Below are 17769 nucleotides of genomic sequence, written 5' to 3'. Positions count from 1 at the left end.
GGTGTCTGGGTGAGAGAGTACCTATTTACGATTTTCGGGTTTGGGATTCCGTCGCACTCGGTGATCTCGGCTTTGGCGATTTTGCTGGGCCTTGGCGTCACCGCGTATTTTGCCAAGTTGGCGGGGCGCGACCCGGAGAAGCTGAGCGACATGGCATTTGCCGTCATCTTGGGCGGCTTGCTGGGGGCGCGTTTGTGGGAGGTCTTGTTCTTCCAAGGCGCGTATTACCTGTCACACCCGCTGCAGATCCTCGCGGTCTGGGACGGCGGGATGTCGGTGCAAGGCGGACTGATCGGGGGCGTTCTGACCGGGATCTGGTACGTGCGCAAGCTGAAATGGTCGTTCTGGGAAACGGCCGACCTGTTTGCGCCGGGCATGATCATCGGACAAGCGATCGGCCGCGCCGCCTGCTTCATGAACGGTGACGCGTACGGGGCGCCGACGAACAGCGGCTTTGGCATCGTCTATCCGGAAGGCACCAACGCCTACGCCGAATATGGCGACCTCCCGCTCTGGCCGGCCGAAGTGTTTGAGAGCATGTGGTGCATGGTCGTGTTTGCGCTGATCATCATCTTGCGCTTCCGTCCGCTGCCCAAAGGTCTGATCTTCGTGATCTACGTTGCCTTGTATTCGATCGGGCGCTTTTTCCTCGAATATCTGCGCGGCGACACGCCGGAATATCTCTTTAACTGGACAGCAGGGCAATGGACCTCCGTCATCGCCATCCTCGTGACGTTTGCGCTGTGGGCGGGTACGCGCCTGCTGACGAAGGAAAGGGCTGCTGTGTAATGGATACCGCAAAGAAACGCAACAATCTGCTGCTGAACGGTCTGATCGGTGTGATGATCATCGCCTTCCTGGTCGGGGTCGGCTACTGGTTCTGGTCGGGCTATACGAAACTGCCCTTCTTAAACCGCGCTCCCGACTTCACGCTGCAAAATCTCGCCGGGGAGAACGTCAACTTCACCGACTACAACGGCAAAGTCCGCCTCGTCGAGTTCATCTACACCAACTGCCCGGACATCTGCCCGGTCACGACGGCGAAGATGGTCAACTTGCAGAATGACTTGAAAGAAGCAGGCTACTGGGGCAGCAAAGTCCATTTTGTCTCCGTCACGTTTGATCCCGACCACGACACCGCCGATGTCCTGCAGAAGCACGCCGAAGCGATGGGCATCGACCAGCAGGGCTGGACGCTCCTGCGCGGCACGGAAGAAGAGACGCATGCCGTCGTGGAAAGCTACGGCAACTTCGTCGAAGAGCAGGCGGACGGCACGTTTATCCACGCCACCCGTTCGCTCTACCTGGTCGACGCGAAAAACAACGTCCGCAAAGTCTACTACATGGGCGAAGAGATGCCGACCGAAGACGTGTTGAAAGACATCACCAAATTAGCAAAAGAGTAACCGCCTCCGATGGGGCGGTTTTTTTTATTTATTTTTTTAAAAGTAACTATCCTTTTGATCACTAATTGATATATAATGTAATTGTTCACAGTTTTAAAAAACTAACCAAAAGGAGATGAGTGATCTGTTGAAAAACGTCACGAAATTGTTTGGTTACGCCGGCGGTACGGAAGGCACCGTGGAGCCGGAGCCCTACGCGAACGAGTGTGAACTGGGCACCTGCTATGATCGGAGCGGCTACGAGCGGAATTATTATGAAAAAGCCTGGAGTCGTGAAGATGGCTGGTATTACACCGGGAGCTGCTGCTAGTACAGCCGACTCAAACCAAAAAAAGGAGTGATTGGATATGTTGAAAAACATCACGAAATTGTTTGGTTATGAAGGCGTTACAGAAGGTGCTGTTGGACAGGATGGCTTTGAGAGCCGTTGTGTAGCCGGGTACTGTGACGTGGGTTACGACTATCACTATGAGGCTTGGAATCGTGATCATTGGGAAGTCACCGGCGTCTGCTGTGATTAGTTTCTGATTTGATGCACAGCCTGCCGGGGGAACCCGGCAGGTTTTTTAGGAGGGGTCGAGATGCCGTCTATTGTAGTGCTGTCCTTGTTGATCGCGGCAGGGTGTCTCCTCGTGTACAGGCTGTTGCGCAGGCAATTTCATAACTTGCAGGCAGAGGTCGGTCATCTGCCGCAAGCATCCGCTGATTGGGGGCTTGGGCATCCGCTGGTCGGGGTGTCGATTCAGCATCTGTTGACGATGCCAAAGGAACTGGCCGGGCGGCCGGTCGTGATCATGATCGCAGCTCCGGGCTGCGGATTGTGCAAAGGGTCTGTCGAGCGGCTGATTCAGGCGCGGGAGAAGCAGGAGCTGCCCGCACTTTGCCTGATCATGCCGAAAGATGACCCGCAAAAGGTTCAAGAGTATTTTCAAACTTTCCATAGCAAATTACCGTTGCAGATGGCGCCGGAAGAATTGATCAATCGGTTGAACATCACAACGTTTCCCTTTTCTTTCATCGTCGACCGCACGGGTGTGATCCGTCGTGTGGGGGAGTCGGTCAATCAACTCATCGCAAAATATCGGGCAGAGTGGCAGCAAAAGCCGCAGGGCAAGCAGTCAGGCAAGCAGTCAGGCAAGCAACCGGGCAAGCCGCAGGGTGGGAAGCTGTCTTTGAGCGTGATCTTAGGCCGGGCGTTTCGGCTGGTCTGGCAGCACGGGAAGGGCTGGATGCTGTTTTCCCTGCTGGCGAGCGTGGTGATGGGAACGCTGCCGATCGCCGCGCTGTCGGTGACGAAGCATCTGATCGACACGGTTACCGATCTGGTGTTGAAGCGTTCGGAGCAGTTCAGCATGGCGCTCTGGCTGTTGCTGGCTCAGTTTTTGATCGTGCTGCTCAGTTCCACGGTGCAGAAGGCGCAGGAGTATTTCAACCGCAAGATGGAATTTCGGCTCGACCACGTCTTGCAGCAGCAGATCATGCAGAAAACGTCGTCGGTGCCCTACTCGTATTTTGACCTGCCGGAGTTTCAGGATCATCTCGATCGTGTGAACGGGGGGATGGGGGGCCGGTTTTTGCAGCCGCTGAAGAATGTGCTGGAGATTGGCAAATCGGCGTTGGTGCTGTTGTCGTTTTTAGGTTTTTTGTTTACGGTGCATTGGAGTCTCGTCGTGATCTCGACAGTGGCTTCGATTCCGATTTTCTTTATCCAGTCCGGATTTGGCAAACGCAGTTTTCAGTTGTCGGTGGCGCAGACCAAAACCACGCGGGAAGCCCACTACTTCTCCCATCTGCTCAAATCCCGCCCGGCCGCCGGAGAAGTGCGTTTGTTCCGGCTTGCACCGCACTTGATGCGGCGCTGGTCGCAAAAGTTTTTGAAAAATGCGGCGGAGCAGTTGTCGCTGCAAAAGAAGCAGCAGACAGCCTATGTCGGGCTCGACGGGATCACGGCGCTGTTTTACACGCTGGCCGCCGGGGTGATGGTCTGGCTGATGCGCACGTCGACGGTGACGGTCGGGGATTTTGTGGCGATCGGACAGGCTGTGCAAGGGACGCAGGGGTCGATCAACAGCATCTCGCAGCAGATGGCCAGGCTGTATGAGTCGGGGCTGTTTATCCGGGACTATTTTTCCTTGCTGCACTACGAAGTGCCGGGCGTGCGGCAGATGAAGGGGACGGAGCCGTTTCCGGCTTTGGTGCAGGGGATCTCGGTGGAGAACGTTTCGTACCGCTATCTGCAAGGCAGGCGCGATGTGCTGCAGAACGTGTCGTTTACGATCCGGCCGGGCGAGAAACTGGCGCTGGTCGGCGAAAACGGGTCGGGGAAAACAACGCTGGTGAAATGTTTGATGGGACTGTATCCGGTGACGGACGGGCAGATTTGTTTTGACGGCGTGAACCTCGATGGTATTGAGGAGGGGGCGCTGCGCAAGGAGATCAATGTGATTTTTCAGGACTTTATCCGCTATCAGCTGTCGGTGCGGGAGAATATCGCCTGCAGCGAGATCGAGCGTTATGGCGATGATGAGCGTTTGGCAGAAGCGGCGGAGAAGAGCGGAGCGGCGCAGTTTGTCGGGCGGATGGCGCAGGGGTATGACACCTATCTCGGGCGGATGTACCGCGATGGCGAGGACCTCTCCGGCGGGCAGTGGCAAAAGATCGCCTTGGCGCGTGCCGTGTTTGCCGATGCGCAGGTGGTGATCTTGGACGAGCCAACCGCCGCGCTCGACCCGCAGGCGGAGCGTGAGGTGTTTGCGCAGTTTGAACGGCTGACCGCAGGCAAGACGGCGATCTTCATCTCCCACCGCATGGCCGCAGCCCGGCTCGCCGACCGCATCGTCGTGCTGAAAGACGGCCGCGTCGCCGAGCAGGGGACACATGCCGAACTGATCGCTCTGGGCGGCGAGTATCGCCGGATGTATGAGATGCAGGCCGAGTGGTATGGGGTAGAAACCGGAGGTGCGGTGTGATGGCAGCAGCGATCTTGTTTTTCTGCACTCTATTATCGGGAATCTTCCTGAGCAGCGCACTGTCCAAGCGGAGCAAGATGGAAGAGCATGTGGCGATTGTGGCGGACTACCGGATTTTGCCTGAAGCGATGGTCAGGCCTTTGGCGATCGGAGAAGTGTATGTGGAGGGAGCGCTGGCCGTTCTGTTGCTCATAGGTTCTTTGCGGGACTCCCTGCTGCCTTGGGCAGCGCTGGGGTCACTGTTGCTGCTGGCTGTGTACAGCGCGGCGATTGGGATCAATCTGCTGCGCGGGCGGCGCGAGATCTCCTGCGGGTGCGGGGGTGTGGCGGGGAACCATTTGCTGTCGTGGAAACTGGTGCTGCGCAACCTGGTGCTGATGGCGGGCTGCGGCTGGGTGTGGAAAAACGCAGGCGCGCTGGAAACGCTCGACAGCATCGGCACCATCACCACGATGACGGCGGCCGGGCTGACGCTGATGGCATGGGTGCTGTACACGGAACTGAACAAGGTTCGCACACGCATCAAAACAATCTGGACAAGCAAGGAAGAAGGTGCCTGATGGAAACATTTTTGCTGATTTCAAACCTGGTCTCCTGGATCTTCATCTTCATTCTGCTCTTCGCCGTCTATCGCCTCGCGAAGATGGTCAACGAATTTCTGCACCGCTTTCGCATCACCGGCGATCGCGTGGAGAAAGACGCTTTGCAAACCGGCCAGCCGGCCCCGCTCATGCCGGTTGAGGAGGAGTCCGGGCGGCCGATGCTGCTCGTGTTTGCGAAAGACGATTGCAAGGTCTGCCAGACGCTCATCTCCTACCTGCCCGAATTCCAGCCGAAATTTCCGGAGCTTCGCGTCCTTGTCATCGCCCCGGCGCTGGCAGCCGGACAGCCGGGCAAAGCGGTGCCGGACGGCGTGACTCTGCTGCGCAACTCGCGGATGATCCAGGAATACCGCATCAAAGAATACCCCTACTTCGTGCTGATCTCCGCGCAAGGCGTAATCGCCGAACACGGGATTGTCGCAAGCTATGAGACGATGGAGCTTAACATACGCCGATTCCTGTGAAGGGAGTCGGCTTTTTTGTTCGTCTAAAATGAGGTAGAATGCTACTAGTGATAGCTTTGATGCGGAAAGGACGACATTATGGACTATATTTCAGCGCTGATTATGGGCCTGGTCGAAGGCTTGGCGGAGTTTCTGCCGATCTCGTCGACCGGGCATCTGATTTTGACAGGAGAACTGCTTGGCGCGACCGGCGAAGCGGTGAAGACGTTTGAGATCTTCATCCAGCTCGGCGCGATCCTCGCAGCCACCGTGCTGTACTGGAAACGCATCCTCGGGCTGTTCGGCATTCGCGTCGGCAACGCCCCGCAGTACAAGATCAACCTGCTCCACGTTCTGCTTGGCATCATCCCGGCCCTGACCGCCGGGTTCCTGCTCCACGGCTTCATCAAAGAGGTGCTCTTCTCGCCGGAAACGGTGCTGATCGGCCTCGTCGTCGGCGGGGTGCTGATGATCGTCGCCGAGAAATACGCGGAGAAACGCGAGATTAAGGCGCACACCATCGACGACATCACCTACCTCCAAGCGCTGCAGATCGGCCTGTTCCAGATGCTCGCCGTCTGGCCCGGCTTCTCCCGCTCCGGCTCCACGATGTCGGGCGGTCTGTTCTTCGGGGTACACCGCAAAGCGGCGGCCGACTTCTCCTTCTTCATCGCCATTCCGATGATGGTCGGCGCGACCGGCTATGACCTGCTGAAGAGCTGGGAGCACCTGTCCACCGGCGACATCGGCTACTTCGCGGTCGGCTTCATCACCGCTTTTGTTGTCGCCCTGTTCGCGATGGTTGGCTTCCTCAAGCTGCTTGAGCGCGTGAAGCTGACCTGGTTCGCAATCTACCGCTTTGTGCTGGCCGCGCTGTTCTGGCTGTTCGTGCTGTAAGTGAGTCAAGACCTTTGCAGAATGCTGCAGAGGTCTTTTTTTTGTTGTCTTGTCCTATGCCCTATAAGACTAAGGTCGTAGTAGAAGATTCAACTGAGGTACATTAAGAGACTTTGAGATTTTCCGTAAGATAAAGACATAGAAAACAACAACCAACACACACGAAACTTGAAAGGAGTGAAACAAGATGGGCGGATTGGTAAGCTTTTTGATCTCCCTGATGTTCTTTTACTTCGGGGTGAAGAAATACAAGCAGCACAAAAAGGTGCGCGGCGTGATCCTCATCCTGCTTGGCCTGATGTTCGCAGGGGGCTGGCTCCCGGGGCTGATCGGCATGGTGTTCTCGCTGGTGTTCACACTGGCCCTGCTCGGAGGCGGCGCGTTTATCGTGCTCAAGCTGATCAACAAACTCAAGCACACCGAGCCGGTGTACACCACCACCTCTTCCGACTCCACCTTCACCAGCACCGTCAAAACGGACAACGGCTTTGAAGACGAGTGGAAAGCGTTCCTGAAAAAGCAAGGCAAGAACTAATCGGCATCACAACCAACGCAACCAACCAAATCAAGTGACCCCCAAGGAGGAACCACACATGTTCAAACGCATCGCCAACCTGATCTCCGCAGCAATCCACGAAGGCCTCGACCAGATCGAAGACCCGAAGATGATGCTCAACCACACCTTGCGCAACATGGAAGAAGAGATCGCCAAGGCCCGCCACGCGATCGTCAAGCAGCAGACCTTGACCGCTTCCTATGAAAAAAATAAAGAAGAAGCGCACGCCCTGCAGGACAAGCGCCGCCGCCAAGCGGAGCAGGCGTTTAACGCCGGCGAAGAAAACCTCGCCCGCAAAGCGCTTGGCGAAATGAAGCACTTCGAAGCCCGCGCCGCCTACTTTGGTGAGCAGGCCGACCACGCCGCAGAAGGAGTCCGCGAGCTGAAAGAGCAGGCTTCCTTGCTCGAACGCCGCTACCAGGAGCTGAAAGACAAAAAACACGCGTTGATCGCCCGCGCCAACGTGGCACAAGTCAAAGAGCGCATCGTGACCGCGCTGCACAGTATCGACACCGACAGCTTTGTCCGCGAGTTCCAGCGCTTTGAAAACAAGATCCTTGAAATGGAGATCAGAGCAAACACAGGCGCCTCCTCGACCTTTGACGAGCTGAGCTATTCCCGCTTCGAATATGCGGACGAGGTGGAAAAAGAACTGGAGCGCATGCGCGGGGAGAAAGTCTCGTAATCTTCGCCGCATTGCCGCAAAAATCGAGAGGGTGCCCAAATCATGGGCCCCTTCTTGTGTTTTTGGTTTATAATAACAGCTAGAAAGGGGGGTCACCTTGTGCGCTTGCCGCAAAATCCTTTATTTATCGTGGTTGCAATTGTCATCATCATCATTGTGCTCAGCGCCTTGGGACTGTTTCTCCCGTTTCTGCTCGGCGCGGTCGGCTACTGGCTGTACCGCAACCGTTCGAAAAAAGCGGGTCTGATCTTGATGGTCATCGGCGGCGTGCTCATCGTGCAGCAGCTGTCCGGTGTCAGTGTCGCCGGGGTCGTCATCGCCCTCGGGCTGATCTATGTCGGCTATGTGCTGATCAAAAGCCAGGATCGCAAACGGCCGGAGGACGTGATTCTGGATTATGAAGAGCCGGCTCCGCAAGAAAAACGCCGCGAGCACGGCGCGGAGTTCCACTGGTCGAAGCCGTCTTTCAGCGGCTCGCTGGTCGGCACCTTGCGCATGATCAACGGCCCGTATGATCTGGATGGTCTGAACGTTTCCTACGGCGTGTGCGATGTGAAGATCGACCTGTCGAAAGCGATTTTGCCTGAAGGTGAGACGACTCTGGTCATCGCAGCACTGATCGGCGACCTCGACATCTATGTGCCGTATGACCTCGAGGTGTCGGTGACCACGTCGGTCTCCGCCGGGAATCTCGAAGTGCTTGGCACCAAGCAAAGCGGACTGAACTGCCACATGGAAAAAACGTCTCCGGGCTTCCACAGCGCCTCGCGCAAAGTGAAAATCTCCGTCTCCGTCCTGCTCGGCGATGTGGATGTGAGGTACTTATGAGCCGGAAACTGACGAACATTCAATGGCGCGCCACGCGCTTTACACTCGGCGTCAGTCTGCTGGCCGCACTGCCCGCGCTGACGCTGCTTGTGGTGTATTTTCAGATCGATGTCGTGCAGATTTTCACGGAGGTTTGGTTTGACATCCCGGTGATTTTGATCCTGCTGGCCTTGATCGTGCTGCCGGGCATCGTGTCCGGGTTCTCGTTTGGCAATGGGCTGAAGCAGCGGCTGGAAGAGCTGGTCGAAGCGACGTTGCGCTATGAAAACGGGCAGTTCGCGCACCGCGTCCCGCCGCTTGGCGATGACGAGATCGGTCTGGCGGGCGACCGCTTGAACGAGATGGCGCAGCGCGTGGAGAAGCAGGTCGCGTCGCTGCAGCGCCTGTCCACAGAGAAAGCGGAGATGCAGGATCAGCTGAAAAAGTCGGTGATTCTCGAGGAGCGCCAGCGTCTGGCGCGGGAGCTGCACGACGCGGTGTCACAGCAGTTGTTTGCGATCTCGATGATGTCGTCCGCTGTGCAGGAGAACCTGAACCATACGGAAGAAAACAAGATTCACAAGCAGATCGCAATGATCGAAAAGATGGCCGGACATGCGCAAAAGGAAATGCGCGCGCTGCTCTTGCATCTGCGTCCGGCCACTTTGGAAGGCAAAGGGCTGATCGAAGGGCTGGAAGAGCTGTTGCAGGAGTTTCAGGCCAAGCAGCCGATCGACATCCGCACGGAGATCACCGAGATCCCGCCATTGCCAAAAGGGGTGGAGGACCACCTGTTTCGGATCGTGCAGGAAGGCTTGTCGAACGTGTTGCGCCATTCGCAGGCTAGCTCAGTTACGGTGCGCCTGGGCGCGACCGACAAGCAGGTGTTCTTGCGGATGATCGACAACGGGGTTGGCTTTCAGATGAATGCGCATAAGACGTCTTCCTACGGCATGCAGATGATGCAGGAGCGGGCCGCTGAGGTCGGCGGGGTGCTCGATCTGATCTCCGCGCCGGGCAAAGGGACGCAGCTGTCATTGAAAGTGCCCATCATTGAAAAGGTTCCGCGGTTGGAGCCGGAAGGAGAGCGGGAACGATGATCCGCGTATTGCTGGTAGATGATCATGAAATGGTGCGCATGGGCCTCTCCGCCTATCTGGAAGCGCAGCCGGACATCGAAGTGGTAGGGGAAGCGTCCGACGGTCGGGAAGGCGTGCGGCTCGCGGTGGAGCATCAGCCGGATGTGATCTTGATGGATCTGGTGATGGAAGGCATGGACGGGATCGAGGCGACCAAGGAGATCTGCCGGCTCTTGCCCGACCCGAAGATCATCGTCCTGACCAGCTTCTTGGACGATGACAAAGTGTACCCGGTGATCGAAGCGGGCGCGCTCAGCTATCTGTTGAAAACCTCGAAGGCGCAGGAGATCGCCGAAGCGATCCGCTCCGCGCAAAAAGGCCAGCCCGTGCTGGAAGCGCAAGTGACCGGCAAAGTCCTCTCCCGCATGCGCCGCCCCGACGAGGCCAAGCCTCACGAAATGCTGACCGCCCGGGAACTGGAGACCCTCCGCCTGATCGCCGAGGGCAAAAACAATCAGGAGATTGCCGATGAGCTGTTTATCGCTGTGAAAACGGTAAAAGCGCACATCACGCAGATTTTGGCGAAGCTGGAAGTGGACGACCGCACGCAGGCGGCGATCTATGCCCATCGCAACAAACTGGTCGAATAACGCCATCTTGAGCAAAGAAAGTTACGAAGCCTTGGCAGAAGCCGGGGCTTTTTGTTATGATTAATACTTGTCTGCACATACTAAGCTTCATCTTGGCAGTCAAGGAGGTCATTGGGTGTTTCAACAGATACTGCTTGCGACAGACGGATCGGAACATTCGCTGCGCGCAACGGAGCGGGCGATTGAACTGGCCCGGCATCTCCCCAGTGCACAGGTGGAAGTGGTGTATGTGATCGACGCGGCAAAAACGCGTCATGAAGTGCTGCAATCGCACAGCGACGACGATCTTTTGGCCGACCTGCGCAGCAGCCGATTGTACGAAACGGAAACGAAGATCAAAGCGGCCGGGCTTTCTTATAGCATCAAAGTTTTGCACGGTGAACCGGGGCCGAGCATCGTGCATCACGCCAATCAAAAAGAGGCAGACCTCGTCATCATCGGCAGCCGTGGACGCAATGCGCTCCAGGAGATGGTGTTGGGCAGCGTCTCGCACAAAGTGGCGAAACGGGCGAACTGCCCGGTGATGATCGTGAAGTAATCTGCCCAATCAGAAAGATATGGGGTGGAGCAAGTGAAAGAACTTTCTTGGCGGCAGTCCTGGTTCTTCAACATTCGTGGAGACGTGCTGTCGGGCATGACCGTTGCCCTCGCCTTGATCCCGGAGGCGATCGCCTTTTCGCTGATCGCCGGGGTCGACCCGATGGTCGGGTTGTACGCATCGTTTTGGATCGCGGTGGTGATCGCCTTTTTCGGCGGACGACCGGGTATGATCTCGGCGGCGACCGGCGCGATGGCGCTGGTCATGGTGACGCTTGTCGCCGACCACGGCATCGAATACCTTTTTGCCGCAACTGTGCTGACCGGCATTTTACAGGTTATCTTAGGATTTCTTAAGATCGGACGTTTTTTAACGTTTATCCCGGCGTCGGTGATGGTTGGCTTCGTCAACGCCTTGGCGATTCTGATCTTCATGGCGCAACTGCCGAACTTCATTGGCGAAACCTGGATCATGTACGCGCTGGTGGCGGCGACCCTGGTGATCATCTACCTGCTGCCGCGCATCACGACGGCCGTGCCGTCCCCGCTGGTCGCCATCATCATCATCACGGCGATCACGATGTTTTTCGGCATTGACACAGGTACGGTCGGCGACTTGGGCAACATCAAACGGGAACTCCCGATGTTCCACTTCCCGTCCGTGCCGTTTACGCTGGAGACCTTGCTGATCATTTTCCCGTACTCGCTGTCCCTGGCGTTTGTCGGCATCTTGGAATCGCTGCTCACCGCGTCGATCGTCGATGACATGACCGAGACGAAAAGCAACAAAAACACTGAAGTCAAAGGGCAGGGCATCGCCAACTTCCTGACCGGATTTTTCGGCGGGATGGCCGGCTGCGCGATGATCGGGCAGTCGGTGATCAACATCAAGAGCGGCGGGCGCGGACGCTTGTCCACGTTTGTCGCCGGGACGTTTCTCCTGTTCCTGATCCTCGTGCTTGGCAACATCGTCAACCAGATCCCGATGGCGGCGCTGGTCGGCGTGATGTTTATGGTCTCGATCGGCACGTTTGACTGGCAGTCGCTGAAAGACTTGCGCAAGATCCCGTTTGCCGATTCGTTTGTGATGATCGTCACCGTGGCGATCGTCGTGGCCACGCACGACCTGTCCAAAGGCGTGCTGGCCGGAGTGATCATCGCGGCGCTCGTCTACGGCTGGAAGTCGTCGCGGATCAAAGCGGTGACCGAAGTGCAGGGCAGCGTGAAAGTCTACAAGATCTCCGGCCCGCTTTTCTTTGGCACCACGACCTATTTTGGCGAGCTGTTTACGTACGGAGACGACCCGGAGCAAGTGGTGATCGACTTCTCCTTCACCCATGTCTGGGACCACTCCGCCGTGGTTGCGATCGCGAAAACGATCGGCAAATACGAAGCGCTTGGCAAGCAGGTCAAGCTCGTCGGACTGAATCCGGAAAGTCAAATCCTCACACAAAAACTTGGCCTGTAGAGGCCAAGTTTTTTTTATTTCTGCACCGCAACTGACCGTCTTGACCATTCGGAAAACATTTAAATTTTTTATTAAATATAACGATAAATGTCGTAAAATGTCGAATTAATTATATAATTTGTAAACCCTTGCAGTTTTTTATTGAAATATAAAAGATGATACTTTATACTCAAACTGGAATATCGGATGTGAATATTTTCCTAATACTCAGTGTGCAAGGTGCCCTTGGGTTCAGTAGGAAGGACCTAGTCTATCCAGTAGGTTCGTTAGTTTATAGTGAATCTAATGTACTAGTTGTACTGGTAAGTCAGATTGTTGTGGAAAGGGTGTTTCCGGGTGAAAAGAATGCTGGTTTTTGTTTTGCTGCTCAGTGTCGGCCTGACGCAATCGGCAGCTGCTGCACCGCTTGATCCTGCCTCAGCGAACGGTGTTTCCTGGCTGGTGGCAGCTGTGGGCGGCCTCTTCGCGTTGCTGTCTGTTGTGATGATCTTCGCGACGCTGGTTGGGGTGGTGCGCAAGACGCGCCAATTTACAGGCAACGGCTGGCAGGGGCTGCAAGGATTTTTGTTCTCGCTGGTGCTCGTCGGGGCGCTCGGCAGCGGCTTGTATTTTGTGCCGGATGTGTTTATGGACGGCGCATCGTGGAGTGAGGTTTCCCGCGACTATCCGCCAAGCACGATGTACGCGCTGTACGCCATCGTGGCGGGGATTGCAGCGTTTTACTTGCAGTTTCTGCTCGGCATGTACTTCGCAAGACCGAAAGAGCGCCGGATCTTCACGATCTCGACGTTCTCGGTGCTCAGCGGGATGTCGTATGCGTTCGTGATGTTTATCGTCAACATGGCGCTGGCGTCTGACGGCTCGAAGCTGGCACTTGGCGCTTACTTTATCCTCGGCCTGGCCTTCTACGTTTTTGGACAAAAGCTGGTCCGGGCGCAGCTGACCCGTCTGACCAACAACATGCTGTTTGCCAAACGCACGGAGTTGATCGGCAAGCTGCTGAAAACGCCGTACTACAAGCTGGAAGATGTGGGTTCGGAAAAAGTCTACACTTCGCTCAACAACGACACGGAGACGATCTCCGGCGCGATCGGCATGATCGTCATCGGAATCACGTCGTCGGTGACGATCATCACTTCGTTTGTCTACTTGGCGATCTCCTCGCTCTGGGGGCTTGGGATGTCGTTTGCGATGGTGCTGGTGGCAGCGGTGCTGCTGATCGTCGCCAACAAATCGGCAAACGCCAAGTTTAATGCAGCGCGGGACACCCAGAACATCTTTTTCAAATACATCAACGACCTGCTCGGCGGTTTTAAAGAACTCTACCTGAACAAAGCGCGGCGCAACGATTTCCAAGAGGACATCGTGGACAGCTGTGAACAATATCGCACCAAGCGCATCGACGCAGAACTGGTCGGCGCGAATGTCTATTTTGTTGGGGAACTGGTCGCATTTGTCGTGCTCGGCGGCCTCGTGTTTATGCTTCCGGCGCTGGTGTCGGGCGTGACCAACGCCACGCTTTCCGACTATGTGCTCGTCTTCCTGTTCCTGAAAGGCCCGCTCGACAACGTGATGAACATGATCCCGCGCATCTCGCAAGTCAAAGTGTCGTGGAAGCGGATCAACGACATCAGCGAGCAGATCAAAGCGGTCGAGTCGGAGAAGATGGACATCGTCCAGGAGATCCCAAGCGATGTGCAGCTCGAACTGAAAGACTTGCAGTTCAGCTACAAAAACGCGGAGAACGAGAAATTTAGCGTAGGCCCGATCAACTACGCGTTTGGCACCGGCGAGATCATTTTCATCACCGGTGGCAACGGCAGCGGCAAATCGACGCTCGCCAAGCTGATCACCGGTCTCTACAAGCCGGATCAGGGCCAGGTGATCGTCAACGGCGAAGCGATGGATACGGAACATCTCGGTCAACTGTTCTCAACGGTGTTCACCGACTACTTCCTGTTCGACAAAATGTACGGGATCGAGCACCAAGGCAAGGAAGACGTGATCGACGAGTATCTGCACCTGCTGGGCGTGGAGGACAAGCTGAAGATCACCGATGGCGTGTTCTCGACGACCAAGCTGTCGACCGGTCAGAAAAAGCGGATCGCCCTGCTCATCTCCTACTTGGAAGACCGCCCGGTCTACCTGTTTGACGAATGGGCTGCCGATCAGGACCCGGAATTCCGCCAGTACTTCTACGAAGAGCTTCTGCCCGAGATGAAGGCGCAAGGCAAATGCGTCATCGCGATCACCCATGATGACCGCTACTTCGGCCTCGCCGACAAAGTGATCAAAATGGAGCAGGGGCAAGTCGTTGAGGACGCGGAACCGGTGCTTGCGGTCTAGAGGGCGCGATGGGAAAAATCAGGTTGTTCTGTCTCCCGTACGCAGGTGGTTCGGCGATGGTCTACACGAAATGGAAGGACTATCTGCATGAGGACATCGAGCTCTGTCCGGTCGAATTGGCCGGACGGGGCATGCGGTTTCGCGAACCGCGCTATGAGCAGTTCGAAGACGTGGTCGAGGACTTGTACCACATGATGAAAGACCGGCTTGATGACCGCCCGTATGCGATCTACGGCCACTCGTTTGGCTGCTTTGCCGCCTATGAGCTGGCCCACAAGCTGCAAGCGTCGCACCACCAGAATCCACAGCACCTGTTCTTCGCGGCGAGACGCGCGCCGCAGGTGTTCAAAGATGAGATTCCGTACCACAACCTGTCGATGGATGAGCTGAAAAATGTGCTGCTGCGCTTAGGCGGCACACCGCAGGAGCTGTTTGAAAACAAAGAGATGATGAATGCGTTCCTGCCGATCCTCTTGTCCGATTTCCGCGTGCTGCATTACTACCGCTATCAAGAGCGGGCGGACAAGCTGGCCTGCGCGATCTCCGCGTTGAGCGGCAAAGAGGACCGGGACATCTCGGGACAGGACTTGACCGCCTGGAAGGTGCATTCGGAAGTTGGCTGCCGGATTTACAAAGTGAACGGCGGGCATTTCTTCCTGAACGAGCACCCGGAGGAAGTGGCAGGCATCATCAACCAAACGCTGGAGTTATGGGGATAGGAGGGGTGGAGATGTTTCGCAGTCTGGTCGAACTGATCGAAGCGAGGCGTGAAAGCGGGCGCGGCATCACGTTTATCCGCTCTGATCAGGATGAAACGGTGATTTCCTACTCGGAGTTCTACACGCATGTGCGCCGCGTGCTGTTCAACCTGCAGGCGCGCGGGTTGCAGCAAGGCGATGAGCTGTTGTTTCAAGTGGAGAACAACGAGCATTTTCTCTACGTGTTCTGGGCGGCGCTGCTCGGCGGCATCATCCCGGTGCCGATCACAGTCGGCAACACCGAGGAGCACAAATGGAAAGTGTTCCGCATCCGCAATGTGCTGAACAACCCGACGCTGCTCGTGGAAAAAAAGCGCTGGGAGTCGTTGCAGACGTTCGCAGCAGAGCAGGGCTTGCACGAGGAGAGCGATGTTTTGCAAGAGCGCACGCTGCTGCTTGAAGATGTGCTGCACATCACGGAGCAGGAAGGTGCTGTGGTGTACCCCGAGCCAAACGATCTCGCCTTTATCCAATTTTCTTCCGGCTCGACGGGCGATCCCAAAGGGGTGATGCTCACCCACCGGAACCTGCTGACCAACATGAATGCGATCGCCACAGGCGTCGATCTGGGGCCGGGAGACTCGTCGCTGTCCTGGCTGCCGCTGACGCATGATATGGGGATGATCGGCTGTCACATGGTGCCGCTGTTCAGCGACATCGACCAGCTGAACATGGAAACGTGGCTGTTCGTCCGCCGCCCCTTGCTGTGGATGAAAAAAGCCAACCAGCACCGCGCGACGATCTTGACCTCGCCGAATTTTGGCTATAAGTTTTTCCAATTTTCGTTTAAGCCGGAAGCTGCGCAAGACTGGGACCTGTCCTGCATCAAAACGGTGCTCAACGGGGCCGAACCGATCTCCGCGCCGCTCGTGCAGCAATTTCTCGACCTGCTGGAGCCGTACGGGCTGAAGCAAACCGCGATCATGAACGTGTACGGCTTGGCCGAAGCATCGCTGGCGGTGACGTTCCCAGGGCTTGAGGAAGGGCTGTCCGCGCTGTGTGTGGACCGTCAAAGCCTCGGCGTGGGACAGACGGTGCAGGAGATGGAGTCGCCTGAGCACCAGCAGGCCCTGCTGGTCGTTGAACTGGGACGTCCGGTGCTGGACTGCGCAGTGCGGATCACCGATGAGGAAAACGGCGAGCTGGCCGAAAATACAGTCGGGTGCGTGCAGATTCGCGGCGGCAACGTCACGGCGGGCTACTACAACAACCCGGAAGCGACATCCCGCCTGATCACGGCGGACGGCTGGCTGAACACCGGCGACCTCGGGTTTCAGCGCGACGGGCGCTTGTACATCACCGGGCGCGCCAAAGACATCATTTTCGTGCAGGGGCAAAATTACTACCCGCACGACATCGAGCGCATCGTCGAGGACATCGAAGGGGTGACGCGCGGCGAAGCGGCCGCATGCGGCGTATACAACGAAGAGCTGAAACGCGATGAGATCCACCTGTTTGTGCTCTTCAAGAAAAAGCCGCCGGAGTTCACCCCGGTGATCGCGGCGGTCAAGCGCCGGATTTCGGAGCGGCTGGGGCTTACGGTGGGTGATGTGATCCCCGTCAAGCACATTCCGAAGACGACAAGCGGGAAGATTCAGCGCTACAAGCTGGCCGAAGCGTATCGGAGCGGCGAGTACAAAGCGCTGTGCGAGCAGTTGGATGCGCTGCTGCAAGCGGCACCGAGCGCAGAAGGCGCGGTGGTCGGACGCACGGCCACCGAGCAGACGCTGTTGCAGATTTCCCGCGATGTGCTGGGCATTCAAGAGATCGGGCTGGACGACAATTTCACGAAGTTTGGCTGCACATCGCTGCAGATGACGACGATGCATGAGCGCGTGGATAAAGTCTATCCCGGCAAGCTGAAAATTTCCGATCTGTTTGGGTATCCGTCGGTGTCGATGATGGCCGACTTTATTGAAGGAAAAGGGTCGCTGCTGCTGGCGTCTGTGCCGCTGCCCGAAGTCTATTTTTCCGGTGCGGTGGAAGAGGCGGCCGGGGCGTCGTTCGATCTGCTGCTCGATGCTGGGTTGTCTAGTCCTCTGGAGCAGCTCGCCGCGAGCTTAGGCCTGACCTATGAAGCGGTGATGCTCGCTTTGTATACGCACCTGTTGACCCAGGTCGCCACAAGCGATGTGGTGACGGTGCAGTCGATGATCGTCTCCGATGAGAGAGTTGTGCCGGTGACGGTCGATGCCAAGCAGGTGAGCGAGCTGACCGAGCTGCTGCGCTATGTCCAGGAAGCGGCAGCCGAAACGGATCGGGCCAATGCCTACGGGGTGCAACTGGCCGGAGCAGCGGTGCCGAACCAAGATCCCCGGGCGGTGGTGCCGTTCTTCTGCACCCGCGAGCTGCGCAAGGTGCACGCCCAAGGGGCGCTGCCGTACGATCTCGTGTTCGAACTGTTCACCGAGCGCGGGCGGCGCGGTCTCTATGTGTCGTTCAACAGCAGACGCCTGAACAAAAACGGCGTGAAGAAGCTGGCACAAGGTCTCGTCAAACTGGCGCAGATGCTCGTGCAGGCTGCGGCGAAGCAAGGGCAGTCACTCTAAGACGGGAAGGTGAGAGT

At 56.9% G+C, this 17769-nt stretch carries 18 protein-coding genes; all 18 read left to right on the top strand.

Features of this window, described 5'->3' with window-relative positions; translation table 11 throughout:
* Positions 1-9: 9 nt before the first annotated feature.
* Positions 10-789, top strand: coding sequence for a prolipoprotein diacylglyceryl transferase (gene lgt, locus CBW65_RS03715; protein WP_087455656.1), 780 nt, complete (start codon positions 10-12; stop codon positions 787-789).
* On the top strand, positions 789-1406 hold the full coding sequence (locus CBW65_RS03710) for an SCO family protein (protein ID WP_087455655.1): 618 nt from the start codon (positions 789-791) through the stop codon (positions 1404-1406). Before lgt ends, CBW65_RS03710 begins: the two co-directional genes overlap by 1 nt.
* Before the next feature lie 127 nt (positions 1407-1533).
* Positions 1534-1716, top strand: a complete 183-nt coding sequence (locus tag CBW65_RS03705; RefSeq protein WP_087455654.1) for a hypothetical protein — start codon at positions 1534-1536, stop codon at positions 1714-1716.
* 37 nt (positions 1717-1753) lie between these two features.
* Complete coding sequence (locus CBW65_RS24060) at positions 1754-1927, top strand: hypothetical protein (protein ID WP_157721753.1); 174 nt, start codon at positions 1754-1756, stop codon at positions 1925-1927.
* 60 nt (positions 1928-1987) lie between these two features.
* On the top strand, positions 1988-4375 hold the full coding sequence (locus tag CBW65_RS03700) for an ATP-binding cassette domain-containing protein (RefSeq protein WP_232463438.1): 2388 nt from the start codon (positions 1988-1990) through the stop codon (positions 4373-4375).
* Positions 4375-4935: a MauE/DoxX family redox-associated membrane protein gene (locus CBW65_RS03695; RefSeq protein ID WP_087455653.1), complete on the top strand. Its 561-nt coding sequence runs from the start codon at positions 4375-4377 to the stop codon at positions 4933-4935. Before CBW65_RS03700 ends, CBW65_RS03695 begins: the two co-directional genes overlap by 1 nt.
* Positions 4935-5441, top strand: a complete 507-nt coding sequence (locus tag CBW65_RS03690; RefSeq protein ID WP_087455652.1) for a TlpA family protein disulfide reductase — start codon at positions 4935-4937, stop codon at positions 5439-5441. The genes CBW65_RS03695 and CBW65_RS03690 overlap by 1 nt, the downstream gene beginning before the upstream one ends.
* A 75-nt stretch (positions 5442-5516) precedes the next feature.
* The gene (locus CBW65_RS03685; RefSeq protein ID WP_087455651.1) at positions 5517-6317 is read left to right on the top strand and encodes an undecaprenyl-diphosphate phosphatase; all 801 of its coding nucleotides are present in this window, start codon (positions 5517-5519) and stop codon (positions 6315-6317) included.
* Positions 6318-6504: 187 nt separating this feature from the next.
* Positions 6505-6852: a hypothetical protein gene (locus CBW65_RS03680; protein ID WP_087455650.1), complete on the top strand. Its 348-nt coding sequence runs from the start codon at positions 6505-6507 to the stop codon at positions 6850-6852.
* A 58-nt stretch (positions 6853-6910) separates the two neighbouring features.
* On the top strand, positions 6911-7558 hold the full coding sequence (locus CBW65_RS03675; protein ID WP_087455649.1) for a PspA/IM30 family protein: 648 nt from the start codon (positions 6911-6913) through the stop codon (positions 7556-7558).
* 99 nt (positions 7559-7657) lie between these two features.
* Entirely contained in the window at positions 7658-8386 is a 729-nt protein-coding gene (gene liaF / locus CBW65_RS03670; protein ID WP_157721752.1) for a cell wall-active antibiotics response protein LiaF, read from the top strand.
* Positions 8383-9465, top strand: coding sequence for a sensor histidine kinase (locus CBW65_RS03665; protein WP_087455647.1), 1083 nt, complete (start codon positions 8383-8385; stop codon positions 9463-9465). Before liaF ends, CBW65_RS03665 begins: the two co-directional genes overlap by 4 nt.
* On the top strand, positions 9462-10094 hold the full coding sequence (locus CBW65_RS03660) for a response regulator transcription factor (protein ID WP_087455646.1): 633 nt from the start codon (positions 9462-9464) through the stop codon (positions 10092-10094). The genes CBW65_RS03665 and CBW65_RS03660 overlap by 4 nt, the downstream gene beginning before the upstream one ends.
* 115 nt (positions 10095-10209) lie before the next feature.
* Positions 10210-10632 carry a universal stress protein gene (locus CBW65_RS03655; protein ID WP_087455645.1) on the top strand — a complete coding sequence of 141 codons (423 nt, stop codon included), beginning with the start codon at positions 10210-10212 and terminating at the stop codon, positions 10630-10632.
* A gap of 33 nt (positions 10633-10665) precedes the next feature.
* A complete protein-coding gene (locus CBW65_RS03650; protein WP_269767999.1) occupies positions 10666-12099 on the top strand; it encodes a SulP family inorganic anion transporter in 1434 nt (477 codons plus the stop codon).
* 345 nt (positions 12100-12444) lie between these two features.
* Positions 12445-14445 (top strand): cyclic peptide export ABC transporter, encoded by a 2001-nt coding sequence (locus tag CBW65_RS03645; RefSeq protein ID WP_087455644.1) that lies wholly within the window; start codon positions 12445-12447, stop codon positions 14443-14445.
* An 8-nt stretch (positions 14446-14453) separates the two neighbouring features.
* Complete coding sequence (locus CBW65_RS03640) at positions 14454-15164, top strand: thioesterase II family protein (RefSeq protein ID WP_087455643.1); 711 nt, start codon at positions 14454-14456, stop codon at positions 15162-15164.
* Between the two features lie 11 nt (positions 15165-15175).
* On the top strand, positions 15176-17752 hold the full coding sequence (locus CBW65_RS03635) for a non-ribosomal peptide synthetase (protein WP_198299743.1): 2577 nt from the start codon (positions 15176-15178) through the stop codon (positions 17750-17752).
* Positions 17753-17769: the final 17 nt, after the last annotated feature.

The sequence above is a fragment of the Tumebacillus avium genome, from assembly GCF_002162355.1.
In the GTDB taxonomy this organism is placed as follows: domain Bacteria; phylum Bacillota; class Bacilli; order Tumebacillales; family Tumebacillaceae; genus Tumebacillus_A; species Tumebacillus_A avium.
This window is presented reverse-complemented; position numbering and strand designations above follow the sequence as displayed.